At 73.7% G+C, this 20,603-nt stretch carries 19 protein-coding genes; 12 read left to right on the top strand and 7 right to left on the bottom strand.

Annotation, left to right across the window (positions count from 1 at the left end):
- Positions 1–53: 53 nt before the first annotated feature.
- Positions 54–1,400: an aminotransferase-like domain-containing protein gene (locus BLW57_RS19520; protein ID WP_093476149.1), complete on the top strand. Its 1,347-nt coding sequence runs from the start codon at positions 54–56 to the stop codon at positions 1,398–1,400.
- Here the strand turns inward: BLW57_RS19520 and BLW57_RS19515 are convergent.
- Positions 1,300–2,223: a hypothetical protein gene (locus tag BLW57_RS19515; RefSeq protein WP_093476147.1), complete on the bottom strand. Its 924-nt coding sequence runs from the start codon at positions 2,221–2,223 to the stop codon at positions 1,300–1,302. The two genes, BLW57_RS19520 and BLW57_RS19515, sit on opposite strands and share 101 nt — an antisense overlap.
- Positions 2,224–2,473: 250 nt before the next feature.
- On the bottom strand, positions 2,474–2,926 hold the full coding sequence (locus tag BLW57_RS19510; RefSeq protein ID WP_093476146.1) for a hypothetical protein: 453 nt from the start codon (positions 2,924–2,926) through the stop codon (positions 2,474–2,476).
- A 154-nt stretch (positions 2,927–3,080) separates the two neighbouring features.
- Between BLW57_RS19510 and BLW57_RS19505 the strand changes: the two genes are divergently transcribed.
- A complete protein-coding gene (locus BLW57_RS19505) occupies positions 3,081–4,238 on the top strand; it encodes a PP2C family protein-serine/threonine phosphatase (protein WP_176985948.1) in 1,158 nt (385 codons plus the stop codon).
- Between the two features lie 98 nt (positions 4,239–4,336).
- The gene (locus BLW57_RS19500; protein WP_093476143.1) at positions 4,337–5,470 is read left to right on the top strand and encodes a hypothetical protein; all 1,134 of its coding nucleotides are present in this window, start codon (positions 4,337–4,339) and stop codon (positions 5,468–5,470) included.
- 3 nt (positions 5,471–5,473) lie between these two features.
- Here the strand turns inward: BLW57_RS19500 and BLW57_RS19495 are convergent, their stop codons facing one another.
- The 3 genes from BLW57_RS19495 to BLW57_RS40945 form a co-directional block, all read right to left on the bottom strand.
- Complete coding sequence (locus BLW57_RS19495) at positions 5,474–7,441, bottom strand: Ig-like domain repeat protein (RefSeq protein ID WP_371127799.1); 1,968 nt, start codon at positions 7,439–7,441, stop codon at positions 5,474–5,476.
- Between the two features lie 119 nt (positions 7,442–7,560).
- Positions 7,561–8,802 (bottom strand): amidohydrolase, encoded by a 1,242-nt coding sequence (locus BLW57_RS19490; protein ID WP_093476140.1) that lies wholly within the window; start codon positions 8,800–8,802, stop codon positions 7,561–7,563.
- A gap of 40 nt (positions 8,803–8,842) precedes the next feature.
- Entirely contained in the window at positions 8,843–9,058 is a 216-nt protein-coding gene (locus BLW57_RS40945; RefSeq protein WP_143050215.1) for a hypothetical protein, read from the bottom strand.
- 111 nt (positions 9,059–9,169) lie between these two features.
- Here BLW57_RS40945 and BLW57_RS19485 point away from each other — a divergent pair, with 111 nt between their 5' ends.
- Complete coding sequence (locus BLW57_RS19485; protein ID WP_093476138.1) at positions 9,170–10,513, top strand: helix-turn-helix domain-containing protein; 1,344 nt, start codon at positions 9,170–9,172, stop codon at positions 10,511–10,513.
- Between the two features lie 39 nt (positions 10,514–10,552).
- Here BLW57_RS19485 and BLW57_RS19480 read toward each other — a convergent pair whose 3' ends face one another.
- The gene (locus BLW57_RS19480; RefSeq protein ID WP_093476137.1) at positions 10,553–11,338 is read right to left on the bottom strand and encodes a hypothetical protein; all 786 of its coding nucleotides are present in this window, start codon (positions 11,336–11,338) and stop codon (positions 10,553–10,555) included.
- 373 nt (positions 11,339–11,711) lie between these two features.
- On the opposite strand from BLW57_RS19480, the gene thrS reads away from it, so the two are divergent.
- From thrS to BLW57_RS19465, 3 genes are all read left to right on the top strand, one after another.
- On the top strand, positions 11,712–12,938 hold the full coding sequence (gene thrS / locus BLW57_RS19475; protein ID WP_093476135.1) for a threonine--tRNA ligase: 1,227 nt from the start codon (positions 11,712–11,714) through the stop codon (positions 12,936–12,938).
- 78 nt (positions 12,939–13,016) lie between these two features.
- Positions 13,017–13,985: a nucleoside hydrolase gene (locus BLW57_RS19470; protein ID WP_093476134.1), complete on the top strand. Its 969-nt coding sequence runs from the start codon at positions 13,017–13,019 to the stop codon at positions 13,983–13,985.
- Positions 13,986–14,102: 117 nt separating this feature from the next.
- Positions 14,103–15,749 carry a glycoside hydrolase family 13 protein gene (locus BLW57_RS19465; protein WP_093476132.1) on the top strand — a complete coding sequence of 549 codons (1,647 nt, stop codon included), beginning with the start codon at positions 14,103–14,105 and terminating at the stop codon, positions 15,747–15,749.
- A gap of 5 nt (positions 15,750–15,754) precedes the next feature.
- Here BLW57_RS19465 and BLW57_RS19460 read toward each other — a convergent pair whose 3' ends face one another.
- Positions 15,755–16,495 carry a DUF4142 domain-containing protein gene (locus tag BLW57_RS19460; protein ID WP_371127861.1) on the bottom strand — a complete coding sequence of 247 codons (741 nt, stop codon included), beginning with the start codon at positions 16,493–16,495 and terminating at the stop codon, positions 15,755–15,757.
- Positions 16,496–16,771: 276 nt separating this feature from the next.
- Between BLW57_RS19460 and BLW57_RS19455 the strand changes: the two genes are divergently transcribed.
- From BLW57_RS19455 to BLW57_RS19435, 5 genes are all read left to right on the top strand, one after another.
- On the top strand, positions 16,772–17,458 hold the full coding sequence (locus BLW57_RS19455; protein ID WP_093476129.1) for a DUF6445 family protein: 687 nt from the start codon (positions 16,772–16,774) through the stop codon (positions 17,456–17,458).
- 110 nt (positions 17,459–17,568) lie between these two features.
- A complete protein-coding gene (locus BLW57_RS19450; protein WP_256339532.1) occupies positions 17,569–18,057 on the top strand; it encodes a type 1 glutamine amidotransferase family protein in 489 nt (162 codons plus the stop codon).
- A gap of 60 nt (positions 18,058–18,117) precedes the next feature.
- A complete protein-coding gene (locus tag BLW57_RS19445) occupies positions 18,118–18,831 on the top strand; it encodes a DUF4328 domain-containing protein (protein ID WP_256339531.1) in 714 nt (237 codons plus the stop codon).
- Between the two features lie 61 nt (positions 18,832–18,892).
- The gene (locus BLW57_RS19440) at positions 18,893–19,558 is read left to right on the top strand and encodes an SDR family NAD(P)-dependent oxidoreductase (RefSeq protein ID WP_176985653.1); all 666 of its coding nucleotides are present in this window, start codon (positions 18,893–18,895) and stop codon (positions 19,556–19,558) included.
- Between the two features lie 84 nt (positions 19,559–19,642).
- Positions 19,643–20,599 (top strand): MIP/aquaporin family protein, encoded by a 957-nt coding sequence (locus tag BLW57_RS19435; protein ID WP_093476126.1) that lies wholly within the window; start codon positions 19,643–19,645, stop codon positions 20,597–20,599.
- Positions 20,600–20,603 lie beyond the last annotated feature (4 nt).

Here is a 20,603-nt window from a genome sequence, read left to right as displayed (position 1 = left end):
TAAGATCTTTGCTCTCGGTGCAATCGCCGGCACCGGTACGGACAGGGGGACGTGTGGACGACTACCGGCGCATCGCCGACCGGATCGCCGAGGAGATCGCCGGTGGACGGCTGCGGCCCGGCCAACGGCTGCCGCCGCAGCGCGCGTTCGCCCGGCGGCACGGGATGGCGCCCTCCACGGCGGGGCGGGTGTACGCCGAACTCGTGCGCCGGGGACTGGTGGTGGGCGAGGTGGGCCGCGGCACGTTCGTGCGGGCCACTGAGCCGGACGGCCAGCCGGGACGTGCTCTGGCCGAGGCGGCCGGTGCCGCGCCCGTGAACCTGGAGCTCAACTACCCGGGCGCCGAGGGCCGGACGGAGCTGCTGGCCGCGGCCCTCGCGCCGCTGCTGCGGCCGGACGCGCTGGAGCAGGCGCTGCGGCCGGCCGCCGCCGCGGGCACCCCGGCGGCCCGCGAGGCGGTGGCCTCCCTGCTCGCCCAGGCGGGTCTGCGGTCGGCGGCCGCGCGGATCCTGTTCACCGGCAACGCCCGGCAGGCGATCGCCGCGACCCTCGCCTCGCTGGTGCGGCCGGGCGGTCGGGTGGGGGTGGAGGCGCTGACGTATCCGCTGGTCAAGGACATCGCGGGGCGGCTGGGCATCACTCTCGTGCCGCTCGCCACGGACGCGGAGGGACCGCTGCCCGAGTCCGTCGCGACGGCCCACCGCGGCGCCCCGCTGTCCGCGCTCTACCTCCAGCCGACCCTGCACAACCCGACCTCGCTGACCACGAGCCCCGGACGGCTCGCCCAACTGGCCGACACCGTCCACAGGTTGGGGATACCGGTGGTCGAGGACCGGATCTGGTCCTTCCTGCATCCGGGCGGCGCGACCCCGCTCGCCTCGCTCGCGCCGGATCTCGTCCATCTCGTCGACGGGCTGTCCAAGCGGGTCGCACCGGGGCTGACCGTCGGCTTCGTCGTCGTACCCGAGGGGCGCGCCGGGGCGGTGGCGCGTGCCGTGCGGTCCGGCGGGTGGAGCGCGGGCGGGTTCGCGCTGGAGGCGGCCGTGCGGTGGATCGCGGACGGGACCGTGGACCGACTGGTGGCGGCCAGGCGACAGGACGCCCGGCGCCGGCAGCGACTGGTCGCCCGGGAGCTGGCCGGGTTCGCCGTCCGGTCCGATCCGGCGGCCTATTTCGCCTGGTGGGAGCTGCCCGCCCCGTGGCGGGCGGACACGTTCACGGCCGCCGCGCTGGCCCACGGGATCGCCGTCACGCCCGGTACGGCGTTCTCGGTCGACCCCGGCCGTACGCCGGACGCGGTCAGACTCGGGCTCGCGTCGGCGTCCGAGCCGGAGCTGACGCGGGCGCTGGCGACTCTGGCCGGCGTCGCGCGGCGCGGGCCGGAGGGAGGTACCGGGTGAGCCAGGCGGTGAGGGCCGCCGCCAGGCCGAGGCCGAGCAGCAGCCAGGCGACCGTGCGCAGGGTGCCGGTGAGGGCGTCGTAGACCGCGCCGGCGGCCGGGTGCGGCACGTCGGGCGGCAGGTCCGCGAGGGTCAGGCTGCGGCCGACGGCGAGGGCCGCGGCGAGCAGGCCACCGCCCAGGGCCGTGCCCAGCGCGGTCGCGGTGACGGCCCGGCGGCGGTGGACGGCCAGGCCGATGCCGCACACGGCGAACGCCACGGCCGCCACCGGCAGCCAGAAACCGGCGACTTCGAGCACGTGGAACCCCTTCCGCAGTGCGGACAGTTCGCCCGCGGGCAGCACGGCGACCGCGGTGTGCTCCACCGGGATGCGCTGGGCGAGCGGTACGTGGTCATGGGTGAGCTGTTGCTTCACCTGGGCGGTGACGGGTGCGAGGTCGACGGTGACATCGCGTTCGTCCCCCTCGCGCAGGGCGCGCAGCACCGCGTCGTGGGTGACCCGGTTGCCGGTGTCCCAGGCGAGCCGGAACGCCTGCGTCTGGGTGAAGGAGCGCACCGCGTCGCGTACGAACGGGCGGACCGAGCCGCGCACCGGGCGGACGTCCAGGTGCTCGTCCACCGCGCGCAGGATGCCGTCCCCGACCGTGTCCGCGACTGCCTCCCGCACGTCCGGGTCGGCGGCGAGCGGGGCCATCGCGGTGACGTACCGGCCCGTGTCGGCGAGCGCGTACGACGCCCATGCCGCCAGCGCGCCGAACGGCACGAGGAGGCAGGACAGGGTGATCAGTACGGTCGACAGGGCGCTCCGGAGGCGTGGGGGCACACGTCCAGGCAAAGGCCCGGGAGGTCCGCCCGCGAGCGGGAGGACTGCATTCGGGCGGACCTCGGCGGCGGACGGGTGTCATCGGGTTTCGCCCGGGGTTCCGTACGGCGACCGGCCCGGGGGCTTCCGCTCTCCGGTGGAGGGTTCCCCCGAACGGGTGTTTCCTGGTGCTGGTGGGACGGGTGGTGAAACAGGGGAGTGCGTGGGCCCCGGCCGGAATCCGGCCGGGGCCCACGCGCGTGCGTCGGGTTCAGCGGATGCGGTTGCCCGCCGCGTCCTCGCGCGTGTAGTAGCGGTAGAACATCACCACGAACGTGGGCACGGCGAACGCGAGGCCGAGACCCGCGGACCCCAGGATGGAGTGGCCGTGGTTGCTCAGGCTGTACAGGAAGCCGACCGCGATGCCCGTGAAGGCCGCCCACAGGAACGCGTGCACCTCGCGCCGCATGCGCGCCGCGAACGTCTCCAGGGCCCGGAAGACGGCGAAGAACACGAAGCCGGTCACGAGGCCGAACAGCACGTTCATGCCGGTGATGGGGCCGCCGTAGCGGACGTTGGCCGCGGCCCAGTAGCCGTAGATCAGGCCGAGCACCGCGGGCAGCAGCCACCTCGCCATCGCGTGCGTCCGCTCGCTGAACACATCGGGTGGCCGGTACCTGATGGCCGGGACCTGCCCGCCGGGCGCGGGTGCCGCATGAGCCATGAGAGCGCTCCTCTCTCTCCTCGCCCCCGGTCTCCAATGCACACCTGGGGGCACGGCCTGGCAAGTCGGCCAGGCGGGTGACGGGTGCCCGGATGCGACCGGATGTCTCCCGTGTTTGTCTGAAGGACATGGAGAGCTGCCCGCCGTGACGCGGATGGAGTACGGACGGCGGCGGCGCCAGCTGCTGCGGGTACGCGGCCGGAGCATCGCCTGGGTGGTGCCGCTGCTGCTGCTCATCGGCATCGTGCTTCTCGACTTCAACACGGTCGAACAGTTCCGGATCATCTCCTGGATCGTCCTGGTTCCCGGCATCGCCGCCGCGATCTGCGGGGTGTGGACGACGGCCGCCTTCAGCCTGGTGTCGGTCGTGACGTACGTCGGCGTCGACGACGCCTGGCCCGACCAGTACAAGGCCGGTCTCGCCGACTTCCTGCTGGTCGCCCTCGGCGGCCTGCTGGCCACCCTCGCCAGCGCGGTGCGGGTGCGCCGCGAGAAGCAGATCCTGCACATCCAGGACATCGCCGAGACCACCCGCCGCACCGTGCTGCGCCCGCTGCCGTCACGCTGGGCCGGCCTGGAGCACGCGGGCGTCTACCTGGCCGCCGACGTCGACGCGCGCGTCGGCGGCGACTTCTACGACATCCAGCCCGGCCCGCACGGCACCCGGGTCCTCGTCGGTGACGTGCAGGGCAAGGGCCTCGGCGCGGTGGAGACCGCCGCCGCGCTGCTCGGCACCTTCCGCGAGGCCGGCTACTACGAGCAGGACCTCACCGCCGTCGCCGCCCGGCTGGAGAACCGGATGGTCCGGCACCGCTCCCACACCGCCGCGCTCGGCCGCGGCGACCGCGACCGCTTCGCCACGGCCGTGCTGATCGGCTTCCACGACGACGTCCGGGACGCGGTCGAGGTCGTCAACTTCGGCCACGAACCCCCGCTCGCCGTCGGCCCGCGCGGGGTCCGGGAGCTGCCCAGCGGTGACGGGGTCCCGCTCGGCCTCGGCGACCTCACGGGCCGTCTGCCGCCGCTGCACCGGGTGCCGCTCGCCGCCGACGAGACCCTGCTGCTGGTCACCGACGGGGTGACCGAGGCCCGCGACGAACCCGGCCTCTTCTATCCGCTGGCCCGCGAGGTCGACCGCGCGGTGACCGCCGACCCGCGCCGCGCCGAACCCGGGCGCCTGGTCCGCAAGGTCCGCGACGGGGTGCTGCGGCACAGCCGCGGCCGACTGGCGGACGACACCACGGTGTTCGCGGTGCGGCGGCTGCCGGAACCGGTGGGGGAAGCCCCCGAACGGGGACGTTCACCGACCTGAGGCGCACGTTTGCAGCAGCAGCGGCTACGGTGCTGGCTGGAGAGCGCATCCGAGGAACCACGGGGTCCGCGGATCACAGGTCTACAGGGGGAGGGCCGATGCCCGGAACCGTGCTGCTGCTCGCGGCCTCGCCACTGGGCCGGGGCCGACTGGTGGACGCGGCCGCCGTGCTGCCGGTGCTGGCCGCCGTCGTCCCGTCCGTGCTGTCCGGCACCGACACCGCCAACGTGGTGGAACTCGCCGACCCGCTGGAGCCGCAGGCCGTGCTCACCCGGCTGCGGGCCGCCGCGGCCGCCCCCGGCCCGCTCACCGTGTACCTCACCGGCCAGCTCCAGCTGGACAAGCGGCAGCGTCTGCCGCACCTGGCGCTCGCCCGCACCACCCCGGCCACCGTCCGCTACACCGCGCTGCCCTGGCACTGGATCCGTGAGGAGCTGCGGTTGCGTTCGGCGGCGCAGACCGCGCTCGTCCTCGATCTGCACGCGGACGCCGAGGCCTGGCGGTTCGTCGCCGAGCGCGGGCTGGACTCGGGTCCGACCACCACCGTTCACGGTCGCATCGCCCCGGCGCGGGCGTCCGGCCGCCGGGGTCCGGCCGAGCCGGCGTACATGAAGGCGGTGGCGACGCTGCTGCGCAGCGGGCACCGGCCGCCGCTGCCCGAGCTGCACGAGCGGGCGATGGCGCGGATCGCCGAGTCGAGCCCGGGCCGGGACCTGGTCCTGGCGAGCTCCGGGGGGCCGGCCGCCGGACCCCCGTACCGGCCCGAGCGCCCCCGTCCTCCCGTGCCCGGTGGTGTCCCCTCCCAACAGGCGGTGGATCCGCACGCCGCCATCAGCGCCGCTGTTCAGGCCGGGCGGCACACCGAGGCCGACGCGCTCGCCGCGCACCACGAGCAGGCGGCCGTACGGGCGCGGGGGGCGGCCTCCGAGGACGCCCTGCACTGGATGGAGGTGCGGGCGGACCTCGCGATGTTCGCCGGGGACGCGGCGCGCAGCTGCCGGGCCTGGCTGGGGGTCGCCGAGGTGCGGCTGGCCGCCGGGCAGGCCGCGGACGGCGGCGCGGTGGAGGCGGCCGTCGATCGCGCGCACCACCAGTGGACCCGTATCGGGGAAACGGCGCGGGCCCGTGAACTCGGGCCCGCGCTCGCGGAGTTGAGGCGGCGGGTGCCGGGGCGCCGCAGCGGCGCGCTGGAGAACGTCCAGCGGCAGCTGCGGCAGCTCCAGGCCCAGTAGGCCTCAGCCGGTGAAGGTGAAGTACTTCCAGGCGCCGTGCGTCGTGGAGTTCACGGTGTCACCGGAGGAGCCGTTGATGTACGACGAGCGGACCCGGAAGCGCCAGCCGACGTCCTGGCCGTGGTTTCCGGTGATCTGCACCCGGGAGACCCCGTCGGCGCGCACCGCGAAGTAGTCCGGCTCGCCCGGGTACCACTTGCCCTGGTAGTACACCTCGAACTCGAACTTCTGCTTGCGGCCCTTGTAGTACGACATCTTCGTCGTGATCAGCGGGTTCTTGGACTTGTGGAAGAAGTAGTACGTGTGGTTCCACGTGTACTTCGCCTTGTAGTGGTTGCTCACCGAGGTGGACACGCTCACCTTGGCGCCGACCGTGCCGGTCGCCGAGGCGGACCTGTACCGGGAGTCGCCGGCGAACTTCGCGGTGACCTTGGTGTCCCGCTTCAGGTCCAGGGTGACCGACAGGTTGCCGTGCGAGTCGACCTTGCCGGACTTCACCCGCTTGTTCGGCTTGTCGCCGCCGAACGGGTCGGCCCAGATCTCCACCGTGCGGTTCTTGTAGGTCTTCCCGAGGTGGGCCGTGAACTTGACGTCCTTGCCGTACGAGTAGACCTTGCCGTCGTTGTTCACCGTGAGGGTCGTCCTGGCGCGCGAGACGTCCACGGAGTCGGAGCCGGAGCCCGCCGCGTGGTCGGCGTCGCCCGCGTAGGCCACCGTGTACTTCACCTTGCCGCCGGCCGGCGGGGTGTCGGTGAAGGAGAAGGTGCCGTCCGCCTTGGCGGTGACCGAGGGAAGCGTCTTGCCCTTCGGGGAGTCCAGGTCGGTACGGGTGACGGTCAGCTTCGTCCCGGCCGGGAAGGCGGCCCTGGCGGTCACCTTGCCCTTGACGGTGAGCTTCTTGGCGCGGGTGGCGCTGGTGGGGGCGTCGACCTTGACGGTCGTGGCCGCCTTGGTGGGCGCGTCGAGGACGCGCAGGCGGTGGACGCCCTCGTAGTTGTGCGACACCGCGAACAGGCGGGAGCCGTCGGGCGCCCAGGCGAGGGAGCCGTCGGCGAGCAGGTCGGCGTTGCCGCCCGTGGTGGTGGACGGGAAGTCGTACTCGCGCACCGAGGTGTGCGAGCCCGGCTTGAAGACGTACACGTCGGGCTCGTACGCGCCGTCGATGCCCGCCGCGACCGAGCCGTCCGGGGCGATGTCCACCGCGTTCGGGTAGGCGTTGGTCGGGTACTGGCCGTCGGCCGTCAGGTCCGAGGTCCGGTAGACGGCCTGGTAGTAGGGCGAGCCGCTGGCCACCACGACGTCCTTGCCGTCGGGCGTGACGGCCAGCTCCCGCATGTTGCCGCCCTCCACGTCGGTGTGGGCGGTGCGGGTGAGGGTGCCGGACGAGGTGTCGTACACGGCCAGTTCGGCCGGGCTCTGCACGGCCATGCCCGCGACGAGCACGCCCTGGGCACCGTCCACCATCGGTGCGGAGAACCACGGGCTCTGCGCGTCCAGCGCCAGGGACACCTTGTGCTCGGGGTCGGCGAGATCGATCGAGCCGATGTTGCCGCCCGACTCGGCGGTGCCGTAGCCGAACCACAGCTTGTCGTCCGTCAGCGTCAGGGAGACGGGGTTGGGGCCCACGGACCAGCGGGCGGTCTCGGCCCCGGTGGCCGTGTCGAAGGCGACGATCGCGCCGCTCTTGGGCACGGCCGCGTACACGGTGTTCGAGTCGGCCGACAGTTCGAGGTCGGTGACCCCCGGCAGCGAGGTCAGCTGCTGGACGACCGTGCCGGTCCAGTCGGTGACGACGATCTTGCCGTTGTCCGGGTCGCTGACGAAGACCTTCTTGTGGGTCCCGTCGGCCACGACGTCGCCGGTCGACTTGACCGGCAGGATCCTGCTGGTGTCGGCGAAGGCCGGAGTGGCGGTCAGGGCCGCCGAGCTGAAGAGGACCGCCAGGGTGGTGGCGGCGGTGAGGGTGCGCATACGCACGCTGATTCGAACCCCCCGGAACGAATGGTGAAAGGGCGCCTGAGCACGGCTTTTGTGCGAGTCCCCGGTGAGCCGTGTGGCGGATGGGTGAAGACTAGGCCGCGAACTCTAGGTCATGCCACTGACAAAAAAGCGAGCGCCCCCGACACCAGGGTCCGGACACCGGGGGCGACCGTGGACAGATCGGGTGCGAAGTGCGGGCTGTGGTTGCTCGGCACCGCCGCCAGCTTCTCCGGCAGTGTCTCGCCGGGCGCCTGCTCCCACACCTCGGCCGGGGTGGTCGTCACGAACCAGTACGCGTACGGGATCGCGCCGAGCGCCAGCTGCGGGAAGTCCTCACTGCCCATCGCCGGGCCCGGGTCGAACACCGTGCCCGCGCCGAACACCTCGCCGTGCACGGCGGCCACCGCGGCGTCGGCGCCGGCGTCGTTGACGGTCATCGGGAAGGTGCTGCCGACGGTCACCTCGGGCTCGCGGGGGCAGCCCGACGCCAGGCACTCGCCGAGCGCGATGCGCCGGACGGCGGCCAGCATCCGCTGCCGGACCGGCTCGGACTGGGTGCGCAGGTTCAGCGCGATGCGCGCCTCGGCGGGAATGATGTTGTGCCGGCTGCCCGCCTCGATGCGGCCCACGGTCAGCACGGCGGACTCGCCCGCGGCGATCTCCCGGGAGACCACCGTCTGGAGCCGGGTGACCAGGTGCGCGGCGGTCACCACCGGGTCCACGGTCGCCTCCGGCCGGGAGCCGTGGCCGCCACGGCCGTGCACCACGATGTCCACGTCCGTGGACGCCGACATGATCAGCCCCGGCACGTGCGGGTACAGGCCCGCCGGTCCCGGCGCCGCGTGCTGGCCGAGCAGCGTGTCCGGGCGGCCGAACCGCTCGTACAGCCCGTCGGCGACCATCCGGGCCGCGCCCTGCCCGGTCTCCTCCGCGGGCTGGCCGACGACCAGCAGGGTGCCGTTCCAGGCGTCCCGCCCGGCGGCCAGCGCCTCGGCGGCCCCGGTGAGCCAGGTGACGTGCAGATCGTGCCCGCAGGCGTGCATCACCCCGGCCGCGGTGGAGGCGTACGGCAGCCCGGTGGCCTCCTGCACCGGCAGCGCGTCCATGTCGGCCCGTAGCAGCACCGTCGGCCCGTCCCCGTTGCGCAGCCGGCCCACGACCCCGGTGCCGCCGACGCCCTCCGCGGTCTCGAACCCGGCGCCGCGCAGCCGTCCGGCCAGCTTCCCGGCGGTGCGGTGCTCGTGCAGGGACAGCTCGGGGTGACGGTGCAGATCGCGGTAGAGGCCCTCCAGGTCCGCCACCGGGAGGCCGGCCGTCAGGTCGAGGGCGGCGCGGGCCGCGGTCGTGGTCACGGCAGCAGCCTAGGGGCGGCCGGCCCGCCGCGGGGAGTGCTCAGGGGTGGACGTGCTGGACGGCCGCGGGCGCCGGTGCGGGGGCGGTGTCCGTCGCGCGGGCGGGCCCGGCGTTCGCCGCGAGAATGAGGGCCGCCGCGGCGATCACGGCCGCCGCGACCGCCCGGGCGGCGGGAGTGCCGCCGTTCATCCGCAGCCGTGCGGGGGTGAGTTCGGGGGTGGGGCGTCCGTAGGGTGCGGATGTACGTCCGGGCACGGCGACCTCGCAACACGACAGCGATGTATTAAGCAGGCTTAATCCGCCGTTTAACCTAGGGGCTTCGAGAGCCGAACGGCAAGAGGGACCAGGTCAGTTGGGAGTCGGGGGATGCGCGAACGGGACGATCCGCAGGTCATCGGGCGGCGCGTGCAGCACTTGCGCGCCCAACGGGGCCTGACACAGCGGCAGCTGGCGGAGCCGGCGTACACACCGGCCTACATCTCCACCCTGGAGGCGGGCCGGGTCCGGGCCTCCGACGAGGCGCTGCGGCACATCGCCGGCCGGCTCGGCGTGGCCTTCGAGGAGCTGTCCGTGGGCCGCCCCGCCCACCTCGCCACCGACCTGCGGCTGCGGCTCACCGAGGCGCAGCGCCTGCTCGCCGACGGCCGGGCGGAGGACGCGGCCGCGCAGTACGCGGCCCTGCTCGCGGAGGCCGAGTCGCACGGCCTCGCCTGCGAACAGGCCACCGCGCTGCTCGGCCTCGGCGAGTGCGCGCTGGAGACGGGCGAGCTGGGCAGCGCCCGCGAGTGCTTCGAGCGGGCCGAGGAACGTCTGGCCGGGGAATCGCTGCCGGTGCGGGTCCCCGCGGTGCGCGGCCGGGCCGTCTCCCACTACCTCGCGGGCGAACTCCGGTACGCCGTCTACCTGCTGGAGTCCACCCTGGACGAACTGAACCGGGGCGGGCTGCACGACCCCGACGCCCTCCTCCTGCTCTACGCCAGCGTCATCGGCCCCTACATGGACATGGGCGCCCACGCCCGCGCCGCCCAGGCCGCCGAGTTCGCCCTCGCGCTCGCCCCGCAGGCCGCCGACCCGGCGCTGATCGCCCGGATGCACCGCTCGGTCGCCCGCACCCTGCTCGCCGAGGGCCGGGTCGCCGAGGCCGACGCCTCCCTCGCCAAGGCTGCCGAGCTCTACCGCCAGCTCCAGCTGCGCACCGAGCTGGCCAACTGCCACTGGATGCGCGGGTACGTCTACGCCCAGGACGGCGAGCTGGAACGGGCGGAGGACGAGCTGCGCCAGGCGCTCGCCATGCTCTCGGAGACCCGGGCGGCCCTGTACCGCAGCCAGGCCGCGGTCGAACTGGCCGACGTGCTGCACCGCCGCGGCAAGTCCGCCGAGGCCGCCGGACTGCTGGAGGGCGTCCTCGGCGACTTCTCCTCCGAACGCGGCGCCGTGCACGCCGCCGGCGCGCACCGCCTCCTCGGCATCATCGCCGAGGACACCCGGGACACCGAGGCGGCCGAGGAGCACTACGTGCGCGCCCTCAGCCTCCTCGAACGCGCGGGTGCCGCGGGTGACCTGGCCGACCTGTGCCGCCTGCTGGGCGACCTGCTGCGCCGCACGGGCCGTGTCGAGGCGGCGCTGGACGCCTACCGCACCGGCCTCGGCCACCGCACGGCGCCCGGCACCACCACCCTCGGACCGGCACCTGCCCAGCCACCGCTGTGAGACGGACGGGCCGCCCGGTGGCGCCGGCGGGCACCCGCCTCAGATCTGGACGCGGCCCTGCCGGTGGACGTCCGCCAGGCGCAGCGCACCCATCTGGACGGCGGCCTGGGTGGCGTCGTTCGGTACGTCGCCGAGGCCCGCGTTGGTGAGCGCGAAGGAGTCCTCGCCGACCCGGACGGCGGCCAGGTCGATGGTGAGCACGTACCGCTCCTCCTCGTCCTGGGACGTGGCGCCGACGAGGATGCGCAGGCCCTGGCGGGCGTCCCCGACCTCGGGCAGCGGGGCCTCCATGACCTGCACCTCCTCCGTGAGCCCGGTCTCGGAGGTGGCCATGAAGTCAGCACACTTGGCGGGCATCGTCCGCAGCCAGGCGAGCGTGGCGTCGACGTCCGCCGGCCGGCGCGCGCCGATCTGGTAGCGCAGCTGGGCGTCGGTGTCGGCGTCGTCCAGGCCCACGGCCAGGCGGGCGGGGGCGCCGAGGAGTTCGTCGCTGTACAGGGCGTCCAGCAGCCGCTGGCACTCGCCGGCGCTGGTGGTCGCCTTCAGCAGACCGTCCCGCCAGGTGGCCGCGCCGCGGGTCGGGGTCCAGAGGGCGCCGAGGTCCGACTGGGTGATGAGCGCGGCCTGCGCCTGCTGGTCGCTGAGCGTGGAACCCCCGGCCTTGGTGGACGCCTTGGGCGCCTGGACCGGCGCGTCGATCGTCGGGAAGGGGTGCGGCGCGGCCGCCGGGTGCCGCAGGCCGAGGGCCGCGCAGCCGCCGACCGCGAGCAGTCCGGCGGCGGTCAGGGCGAGGAGGAGGCCACGGGGGCGTATCTCGGCGGTCATCGGGTGTCTCCTGGGCTGGGTGCCGGTCGGGGCCGACGGGATGCCGGTGGGGGGTGCCTGCTCTCACGGCACCACCGCCCCGACCGCCCCACCAGCGCTCCGGGGCCGTACGGGTGAGCCGCCGCGGCGGCCGGACCCACGCGGACGCGGCGCCCGAGGCGCACCCGGCAGAAAACCCGTCGCCCCGCCCCGGGGCCGCTGCTACCGTCCGCCGTATGCAGCGCGCCCCGCAGTGCCCGTCGAGCACGACGACGCCGGAGACCGTCCCGGCGCGCTGACACCTGACCAGCATCGAAGCCCCGGGGCGAGCGCCCCGGGGCTTCGGCGTGTCCGCCGCCCGGTCCCTCGCCCCCGTCCGACGAGGAGCCCCGCCATGAACGACCCGCTGCCCGACCACCGCCGCCTCGGACGCGAACTCGGCCTCTTCGGCACCGACCCGCTGATGGGCGCCGGCCTGCCCTACTGGCTGCCCGACGGGGCGGTCGTCCGGCACACCCTGGAGGAGTACGTCCGGGAGGAGGAACGCGCCGCCGGCTACCGCCACGTGTACTCGCCCGCGCTCGGCAAACGGGAGCTGTACGAACTCTCGGGGCACTGGGAGCACTACAGCGACGACATGTTCCCGCCGATGAGGCTCGGCGCGGAGGAGGCCGTCCTGCGCCCGAGCCTCTGCCCCCACCACGCCCTGATCTACCGCTCCCGCCCGCACAGCCACCACGAACTGCCGCTGCGCATCGCCGAGCTGGGCACCATGTACCGCGCCGAGCTGTCCGGCGTCCTGGGCGGCCTCACCCGGGTCCGCGCGATCCAGCTCAACGACGCGCACGTCTTCTGCACCCCCGACCAGGTCGTCGACGAGGCCCGCGCCGCCCTGGAGCTGATCGCCCGCGCCTACGCCGACCTGGGCATCGAGGCCGTGCGCCACCGCCTCTCGCTGCCCGGCCGGGACGGCAAGTACGTCGCCGACCCCGGGCTGTGGAGCCGGGCGACCGCGCTGCTGAGGGAGGTCCTCGCCGAGGCCGGGGTGGCGTACGAGGAGGCGGAGGGCGAGGCCGCCTTCTACGGCCCCAAGATCGACGTGCAGATCGCGGACCCGGCGGGCCGCGAGTCCACCCTGTCCACCGTGCAGATCGACTTCCACCAGCCGGCCCGCTTCGACCTGCGCTACACCGGCGCCGACGGCGCCAGGCACCGCCCGGTGATGGTCCACCGCAGCGTCATCGGCAGCGTCGAGCGGGCGGTGGCCCATCTGATCGAGGCGCACGGCGGCGCCTTCCCGGCCTGGCTGGCGCCCGTCCAGCTGGTCGTGCTGCCGGTCGCGGAGGAGCAGGCGGAGCAGGCGGCGGCCCTGGTCCGGCAGGCCGTCGCGCGGGGCCTGCGCGCCGAACTCGCCGGCCCCGGACACGGCACCCTGGCCGCCCGCGTCCGCGCGGCCCGCCTGGTGCCGTACCAGGCGGTGATCGGCTCCCGGGAGGCCGGGAGCGGCCTGGCCGCCCTGCGTCTGCGGGACGGCCGCCGCGTCGGCGCGCTGCCCGTGGCGGACCTGCTCGGCCGGATCGCCGGCCGGGTCGCCGCCCGCGGCACCGCCCTGTGGGAGTGACGGCCGTCCGGTGGCCGAGCGGTACCGGTCACGGCGCGCCGGCCTGCCTTAAGGTCGGCACGACGGAAGGAGTCCGCCGTGACCGGTCAGCCCATCCCCGTGATCATCGACTGCGACACCGGCGTCGACGACGCCCTGGCCCTGCTGTTCGCCGTACGCCACCCGGGCCTGGACCTCCGGGCGGTGACCTGCGTGGCCGGGAACACGGACGTCGACGGGGTGGTCCGCAACACCCTGACCGTGCTGGAGCGGGCGGGCGCGCCCGACATCCCGGTGGGCCGCGGCGCCGAACGCCCGCTGCTCGAACCGGCCCGCTCCGCCCGCCATGTGCACGGCAGCGACGGCATGGGCGACCTCGGCCTGCCCGCACCCACCAGGGCGCCGGCCGCCGAGGACGCCGTGACCCTGCTGCGCCGCGAGATCCTCGCCTCCCCGCGCCCCGTCACCCTGATCCCGACCGCGCCCCTGACCAACATCGCCCTGCTGCTGCGCACCCACCCCGAGGTGACCCGCAACATCGAGCGGATCGTGTTCATGGGCGGTGCGGTGGCCACCGGCAACGCCACACCGGTCGCCGAGTTCAACGTCTGGCACGACCCGGAGGCAGCGGCGGTCCTGCTCACCGCCGGGGTACCGATCACGATGTACGGCCTGGACGTCTTCATGCGGGTCGTCGTCCCCGCCGGCGAGGTGCACCGGCTGCGCGCGAGCACCGAGCCCGGCACCCGACTGGCCGGCGACCTGCTCGCGCACCGGCCCACCACCCAGGGCGAGGAGCCGGAGGCGGAGGAGGCGGGCGGCCTCGGCGACGCGGGCGCGGTGTGCGCGGTGGCCGACCCACAGGGCCTCACCACGCGCCTGCTCCCGGTCGAGGTCTCCCTCGCCCCGGGCCCGTCCCGCGGCCAGACGATCGTGGACCGCCGGCCGCGCCCCGGAGAGTCCGAGATCCACGAGGGCCGCCGTGAACAGGCTCTGGTGGACGTGGCGTTGGAGGTGGACGTGGAGCGCTGGGTGAAGCTGTACCTGGAGACGGTGGAACGCCCTTAGCGCTTCCGGCCGGCGCGGTTCGCCGCGCGTGCCGTTCCGGCGGACCGAACCCCAATGTTCCCTTTCCGGGCAATGAGGACAGATTCCCTGGTGTCGTCCTTCCCGAAGGGATCCCGTATGGCAGACCTCTCGTCCAGGAACCCCGACTGGTGGCGCCAGGCCGTCGTCTACCAGGTCTATCCGCGCAGCTTCGCCGACGCCGACGGCGACGGCCTCGGCGACCTCCGGGGTGTCGCCCGGCGCCTGAACCACCTCGCCACGCTCGGCGTCGACGCGCTGTGGCTGAGCCCCTTCTACCCCTCCGAACTGGCCGACGGCGGCTACGACGTCGCCGACCACCGGGACGTCGACCCGCGCCTAGGCACCCTGGACGACTTCGACGCGCTGGTCGGCGAGGCCCACCGGCTCGGCCTGAAGGTCGTCGTCGACCTCGTCCCCAACCACACCTCCCATCTGCACCCCTGGTTCCAGGAGGCCCTGCGGTCCGCCCCCGGCTCCCCGGCCCGGGCCCGCTACGTCTTCCGTCCCGGCCGCGGCCCGCACGGCGAGCTCCCGCCCACCGACTGGCAGTCCGTCTTCGGGGGCAGCGCCTGGCGGCGCACCCCGGACGGCGAGTGGTACCTGCACCTCTTCGCCCCCGAGCAGCCCGACCTCGACTGGGGCAACGAGGAGGTCCGCGCCGACTTCCGGGCCACCCTGCGCTTCTGGTCCGAGCGGGGCGTCGACGGCTTCCGCGTCGACGTCGCCCACGGCCTGGCCAAGGACCTCGCCGAACCGCTGCGGGACATCGGCGGCATCGGCGCCACCGGCGAGGAGGCCCTGCTGCGCGTCGCTCCGGGCAGCCACCCGTACTGGGACCGCGACGAGGTGCACGAGATCTACCGCGACTGGCGCACGGTCCTCGACGCGTACAGCCCGCCGCGCACCGCCGTCGCCGAGGCCTGGGTACCGGGCGGCCGCCGCGCCCTGTACGCCCGCCCCGGCGAACTCGACCAGGCCTTCAACTTCGAGTACCTGGAGACCGGCTGGGACGCCGGGGAGTTGCGGCAGGTCATCACGGAGTCGCTGGCCGCGGCCCGTGCCGTCGGCGCCTCCGCGACCTGGGTGCTCTCCAACCACGACGTCGTCCGCCACGCCTCCCGGCTGATGCTGCCGCCCGGCACCGACCCGGGAGCCTGGCTGCTGTCGGGCGGCAACGCGCCCGCGATCGACACGGAGTCCGGTCTGCGCCGGGCCCGGGCCGCGACGCTGCTGATGCTGGCGCTGCCCGGATCGTCGTACCTCTACCAGGGTGAGGAGCTGGGCCTGCCCGAGGTGGCCGACCTGCCCACCGAGGTCCTGCGGGACCCGATCTGGGAGCAGACCGGCCATGTCCGCAAGGGCCGCGACGGCTGCCGGGTGCCGCTGCCGTGGACGACGGACGGACCGTCGTACGGCTTCGGGACCGGCGGCGCCTGGCTGCCGCAGCCGCCGTCCTTCGCGTCGTACGCCGTCGACGCGCAGGACGGCACGGAGGGCTCCACCCTGGAGCTGTACCGCACCGCCCTGCGCATGCGCCGCAAGCTGCTGGAGGGGGAGACGCTGACCTGGACGGCCGACGCCCCCGACGGGGTCCTGGACTTCACCCGCACCGAGGCCTGGCGCTGTGTCACCAATACGACCCCCGCCCCGGTGCCGCTGCCGGCGGGCGAGGTCCTGCTGAGCAGCACGCAGCTGCCCGGAGGCGGGATCCTGCCGCCGGACGCCACGGTCTGGCTCGCCTAGGGGCCCTAGCCCACGGTCGGGCTGGGGTTGGGTGCCGGGGTGGTGCCGGGGTTCGCGCCGCCGCCGATGGCGCCGCTCAGGTCCAGCGGGGTGGACGTGGCGGTCGGCGGCGGCGTGAGCACGATCTCCGGCTGGCCCGCGGGCGGCGCCGGCGGAGTGAGGTCGGAGGAGGGCAGCTTCGGCGGGGTGGTCTGGTTGAAGAGGGTCTGGTCGAAGTCGACCAGACCGGTCTTCTCCATCACCGTCATGTGGTCCAGCACCGTGTCGTTCGCCTGGTCGGCGAGCGCACGGACCAGCGAGTTCTTGGTCGTGGAGCGGATCTTCGCGATGGCGTTGAAGATCGAACCGTGCGTCATGCGCAGGATGTTGGCGAAGTCGGTGTCGAACTGCTTGCCCGTCTCGCCCTTCAGCTGGGTGACGAAGCCCTCCTGCTGCGGACTCGCCACATTGGGCAGCGTGATGTTCAGCATGGGCGCGATCTTGCGGCAGGAGGCGTCGAGTGCCGCGTGCCCGTCGACCAGGTGCTCGCTGGCCGTCTTGACCCCCTTGGAGGCGCCCTTCTGCAGGCCGATCTGCCCGAGCGGGTACTCCCACAGCCCGGCCGCCCGCACCTTCACCACGAAGTCCCGGTCCTGCTCGGTGAGCGGTCCCCACTGGGTGTTGGCGATGATGCGGTCCTGGGCGGTGGCCGTCGTGCTCAGACCGAGCATGCTCGGGTAGGCGAGTGCCGCGAGGGTGAGGGCCATCGCACCGCCCACGAAGAGAGTTCCCGTCGCATTCCGCGAAAAGCGCACCGTGCCTCCTGCCCGGTCGTGGATCCGGCCCACGGCAGCGGCGTGGGCGGGTGGGACACACAGCAGTACGGACGCCGACGCGATTCTTCTCTGTTGCGCAGGTAAAAACTGCTGAAGTCCGCCGCGGCGGAACGGGCTTGCCAGTTGTTGGTGTAGATGGCAGACGGTTGAGGAAATGTTGACCTCTGCCCGGGAGAGCCGGGCCGGACCCGGGCCTAGATTCGCCGCATGCCCCCGCAGCCACCTCCCCGGATGCCGGCAGCGCTGCCCGTGCTGCCCTACCGCAAGCCCACCAAGGGACGCGACTACTGGGTGCTGGACGACGTCCTGCCCGGCGTCGACGCCGTACGGGAGCGGTGCCTGGCCAAGGACGACTGGGTGAAGGGCCACCCGTACACCTCCGAGACCTGGCCGGGCCTGCGAGCCATGCCGGGCCTGGAGCCGGGCGAACTCGCCCGGGTGGAAAGGCTGGTGAAGTCGGCCACCGGCGCCGAAGAGCTGTGGGTGCAGCGGGCGCCCGGCGGCGGGACCCTCAACCACAACTGCGTGCAGGTGGTCGGCGAGGGCGAGAGCGAGCCCCGCCCGCACACCGACTCGCGGGCGCTGTGCCGGTACGCGGCCGTGCTCTATCTCAACCCGGACGTGCCCAAGGACTGCGGCACCAGCTTCTACCGCCAGCATCTGCCCGGCGGACGGCTCGGCGGCAACGTCGTCCAAGCCCCCCACACCAACCTCGTCGAGGCGCTCGGCACCCGCTTCGTCACCCCGGACGCCTTCGAGGAGGACGTCCGCGTCCCGCACCGGTACAACCGCCTGCTCCTCTACAACGCCAACCTCGTGCACAGCGCGACCGGCTACTTCGGCCGGACGCTGGAGGAGAAGCGCATGACGGCGGTCTTCTTCTGGATGGCCTGACCCGGGCCGCGCCTGACGGGTCCAAAGAGCTCGACAGCTTCATCGCCTCGGCGCTGATCAACCGGTGCCGCAGGGACGGCCTGGAGACCTTCGTCACCACACCGACGCCGGTGGTCACCTCCATGAACGGCGTCGAGGTGACCGGGCAGCGCCCGCTGGAGTTCGTCACCGAGGCCGACGTGGTGCTGATCGGCAGCGGGGTGCGGACCCGGGACGTCGTCGCCGACGACCGGCTGATCTCCCGGCTGCCGCTCGACCCGTCGCGCCAGCTGATCGGCGCCCAGTGCTCCGGCGCGCTCGTCCTCGCCCGGCTGGGGCTGCTGAACGGCATGCCCGCCTGCACGGACCGGACGAGCCGGCCCTTCGTCGAGGCCCGGGGCGTCACCGTGCTGGACGCGCCGTTCCACTCGGAGGGGAACATCGCCACCGCGGGCGGCTGCCTGGCGTCGCAGCACCTCGCCGCCTGGGTGATCGACCGGACGCTCGGGACGGACGCCGCGCGGGACGTCCTGGACTACGTGGCCCCCGTCGGCGAGAACGACGAGACGGTGGAGCGCGCCCTGCGTGCCGTCGACATGGGCCGGACCGCCCTGCGCTGAGGCGGGCGGTGGTGAGGTTCACCCTGGTGGCCCCGGCCGCGGGTGGGCGAGGATGACCCGGTGACCGAACATGTGAACAAGCAGGCTGCTCAGCTCCCCGCCTTCCGGCCGGTCCGGCCGTCGGCGCGGCTGGCGGTCGGGGGACTGCTGCTCGCCGGGGCCGCCTGGGCGATGCGGGCCGTGTGGGAGTTCCGGCTCTCCCTGGCCGGGGAGCCGGCCTCCGGACCGCCGGACCAGGGCGAGGGCGTGCACCGGCCGCTCAACGCGCTGGAGAACTCGTACCACGCCGTCAGCTCGCTCGCCGGTGGTGCCGTCGTCGTCTGCGGGCTGCTCTTCGTGTCCTGGCTGTGGCTGCTGCGGGACAACGCGCGCGCCCTGTCGGGGCAGCCGCCCCGCTACCTCGGGATCTGGGTGGTCCTCGGATGGTTCTTCCCGCTCGTCAGCTTCTGGTTCCCGCGGGGCATCGTCGTCGACGCGTTCCGGGCCGGCGAGCCCGGCCGGAAGGTGCCCGTCTCCGTCGAGGTGTGGTGGGGGCTGTGGCTGATCGGCATGGTCAGCGGCGTCGGCATCGTGGCCCGCGACACCACCGACGAGCTCATCGCCCGCGCCTACACCGAGGTCTGGCCGCTGCTCGCGAGTGACGTGGCCGTGATCGGCGCCGCCGTCGCCGGCGTGTTCGCGGTCCTCGCCGTCAGCCGCTCCCAGGAGGCCCGCATCCGAGCCGCCCGGGCGGTCCCGTCCGCCGCGGCCGTCGGCACCCGGGCCCCGGCCTAGCTGCCGCGGCGCCGGCCCGATCGGGTGTGCGACCGGGTCCGGCGCGGTACGGATGCTGGACATGAGCAGCATCGCGATCGTCGGGGCCGGGCCCGGACTGGGGGCCGCCGTCGCACGCCGGTTCGGGCGGGAGGGGTACGACGTCGCCCTCGTCGCCCGTGACCGGCGGCGGCTGGACGAGCTCGTCGGCGGCCTCGCGGACGAGGGCGTCACCGCGCACGGGTTCCCGGCCGACGTGCGCAGGCCGGAGGAACTGGTCGCGGCCCTGGACGCCGCCGACCGCGCGCTCGGCACCGTCGAGGTGCTGCAGTACAGCCCCGTCCCGCACCGCGACTTCATGCGGCCCGTGCTGGACACGGGACACCGGGACCTCGTGGGGCCGATCGAGTTCTCCGTGTACGGACCCGTCGCCGCCGTGCAGCAGGTGCTGCCCGGAATGCGCCGGCTCGGGCGCGGGACCATCCTGTTCGTCAACGGGGGCAGCGCCGCCGTGCCGCACCCCGAGCGGGCCGGCACCTCGATCGCCTTCGCCGCGGAGAGCGCCTACGGGCATCTGCTCCACGACCGGCTGGCGGGCGAGGGCATCCACGTCGCCCAGCTGGTGATCCCCGGCGCGATCGTGGCCGGACACACCCGCAAGGACCCCGTGGTGCTCGCGGAGACCCTGTGGGGCATGCACCAGGACCGGCACGGGTTCCGGCACTACGCGGACGACCTCGACAGCTGACGCAGCCCTGTCATCCTGCGTGGAGTGAGTTTGTGGGCCAATATGGTCCATATTGGCCGCATTGCTCTCTTCAAGGGGGCCTCAATGGCTGTCGAAATCCCTTCGCTCATCAAGCCGTCCCGGCTCAGAAGCCGGGGAGGGCTGCTGGGCGAGTGCCTGGCGGAGTTCCTCGGGACCTTCGTCCTCATCTCCTTCGGCTGTGGCGTGGTCGCCATGGCGGTCGCCGCGCTGCCCGGCTCCGGCCGTGCCGCGACCACGACCACGATCTTCCTGGCGGCCGGTGACTGGCTGCTGATCACCTGGGGCTGGGCCATGGCCGTCATGCTCGGCGTGTACGTCGCCGGCGGCGTCAGCGGCGCCCATCTCAATCCGGCGGTGACCCTCGCCATGGCCGTGCGCCGCGGCTTTTCCTGGGCCAAGGTCCTGCCGTTCATCCTCTCGCAGGTCATCGGCGCGTTCACCGGCGCGGCACTGGTCTACCTCGTCTACCACAACGCGATCGACGCCTTCGACGCCACCGTCCAGGGACCGAAGGTGAACGGGCACACGAACGCTACGTTCTCCATCTTCGCGACCTTCCCGGCCCCGTACTTCCACGGCGGCGTCTGGGGGCCCCTGATCGACCAGATCGCCGGTACGGCCTTCCTGCTGATGGGGATCGCCGCCGTCCTCGACATCCGTAACCAGGCCGTCAAGGCCAACCTCGCGCCGCTCATCGTGGGCTTCATCGTCGCCGCGATCGGCATGTCGTACGGCGCGAACGCGGGCTACGCCATCAATCCCGCCCGTGACTTGGGGCCGCGCCTGTTCACCTACGCGGCGGGCTGGGACAGCCTGGCGTTCCCAGGGAGTGTCTCCGGCGCGTTCAGCGCCTACTGGTGGATCCCGATCGTCGGGCCGTTGATCGGCGGTGTCATCGGCATCCTGGTCTATGACCTGTTCATCGGTGACGTGCTGGTCGTCCGCGACGAGATGGCCCGCCTCCCCGAGCCGGGCCGGTCCCGCCCGGTGAAGTCGGTCGACGAGGACGAGGAGTTCTGATCCC

This window comes from Streptomyces sp. 1222.5 (assembly GCF_900105245.1).
In the GTDB taxonomy this organism is placed as follows: Bacteria; Actinomycetota; Actinomycetes; order Streptomycetales; family Streptomycetaceae; genus Streptomyces; species Streptomyces albidocamelliae.
Note: the sequence above shows the minus strand (reverse complement) of the source record. Positions and strands in the feature narration are given on the sequence as shown.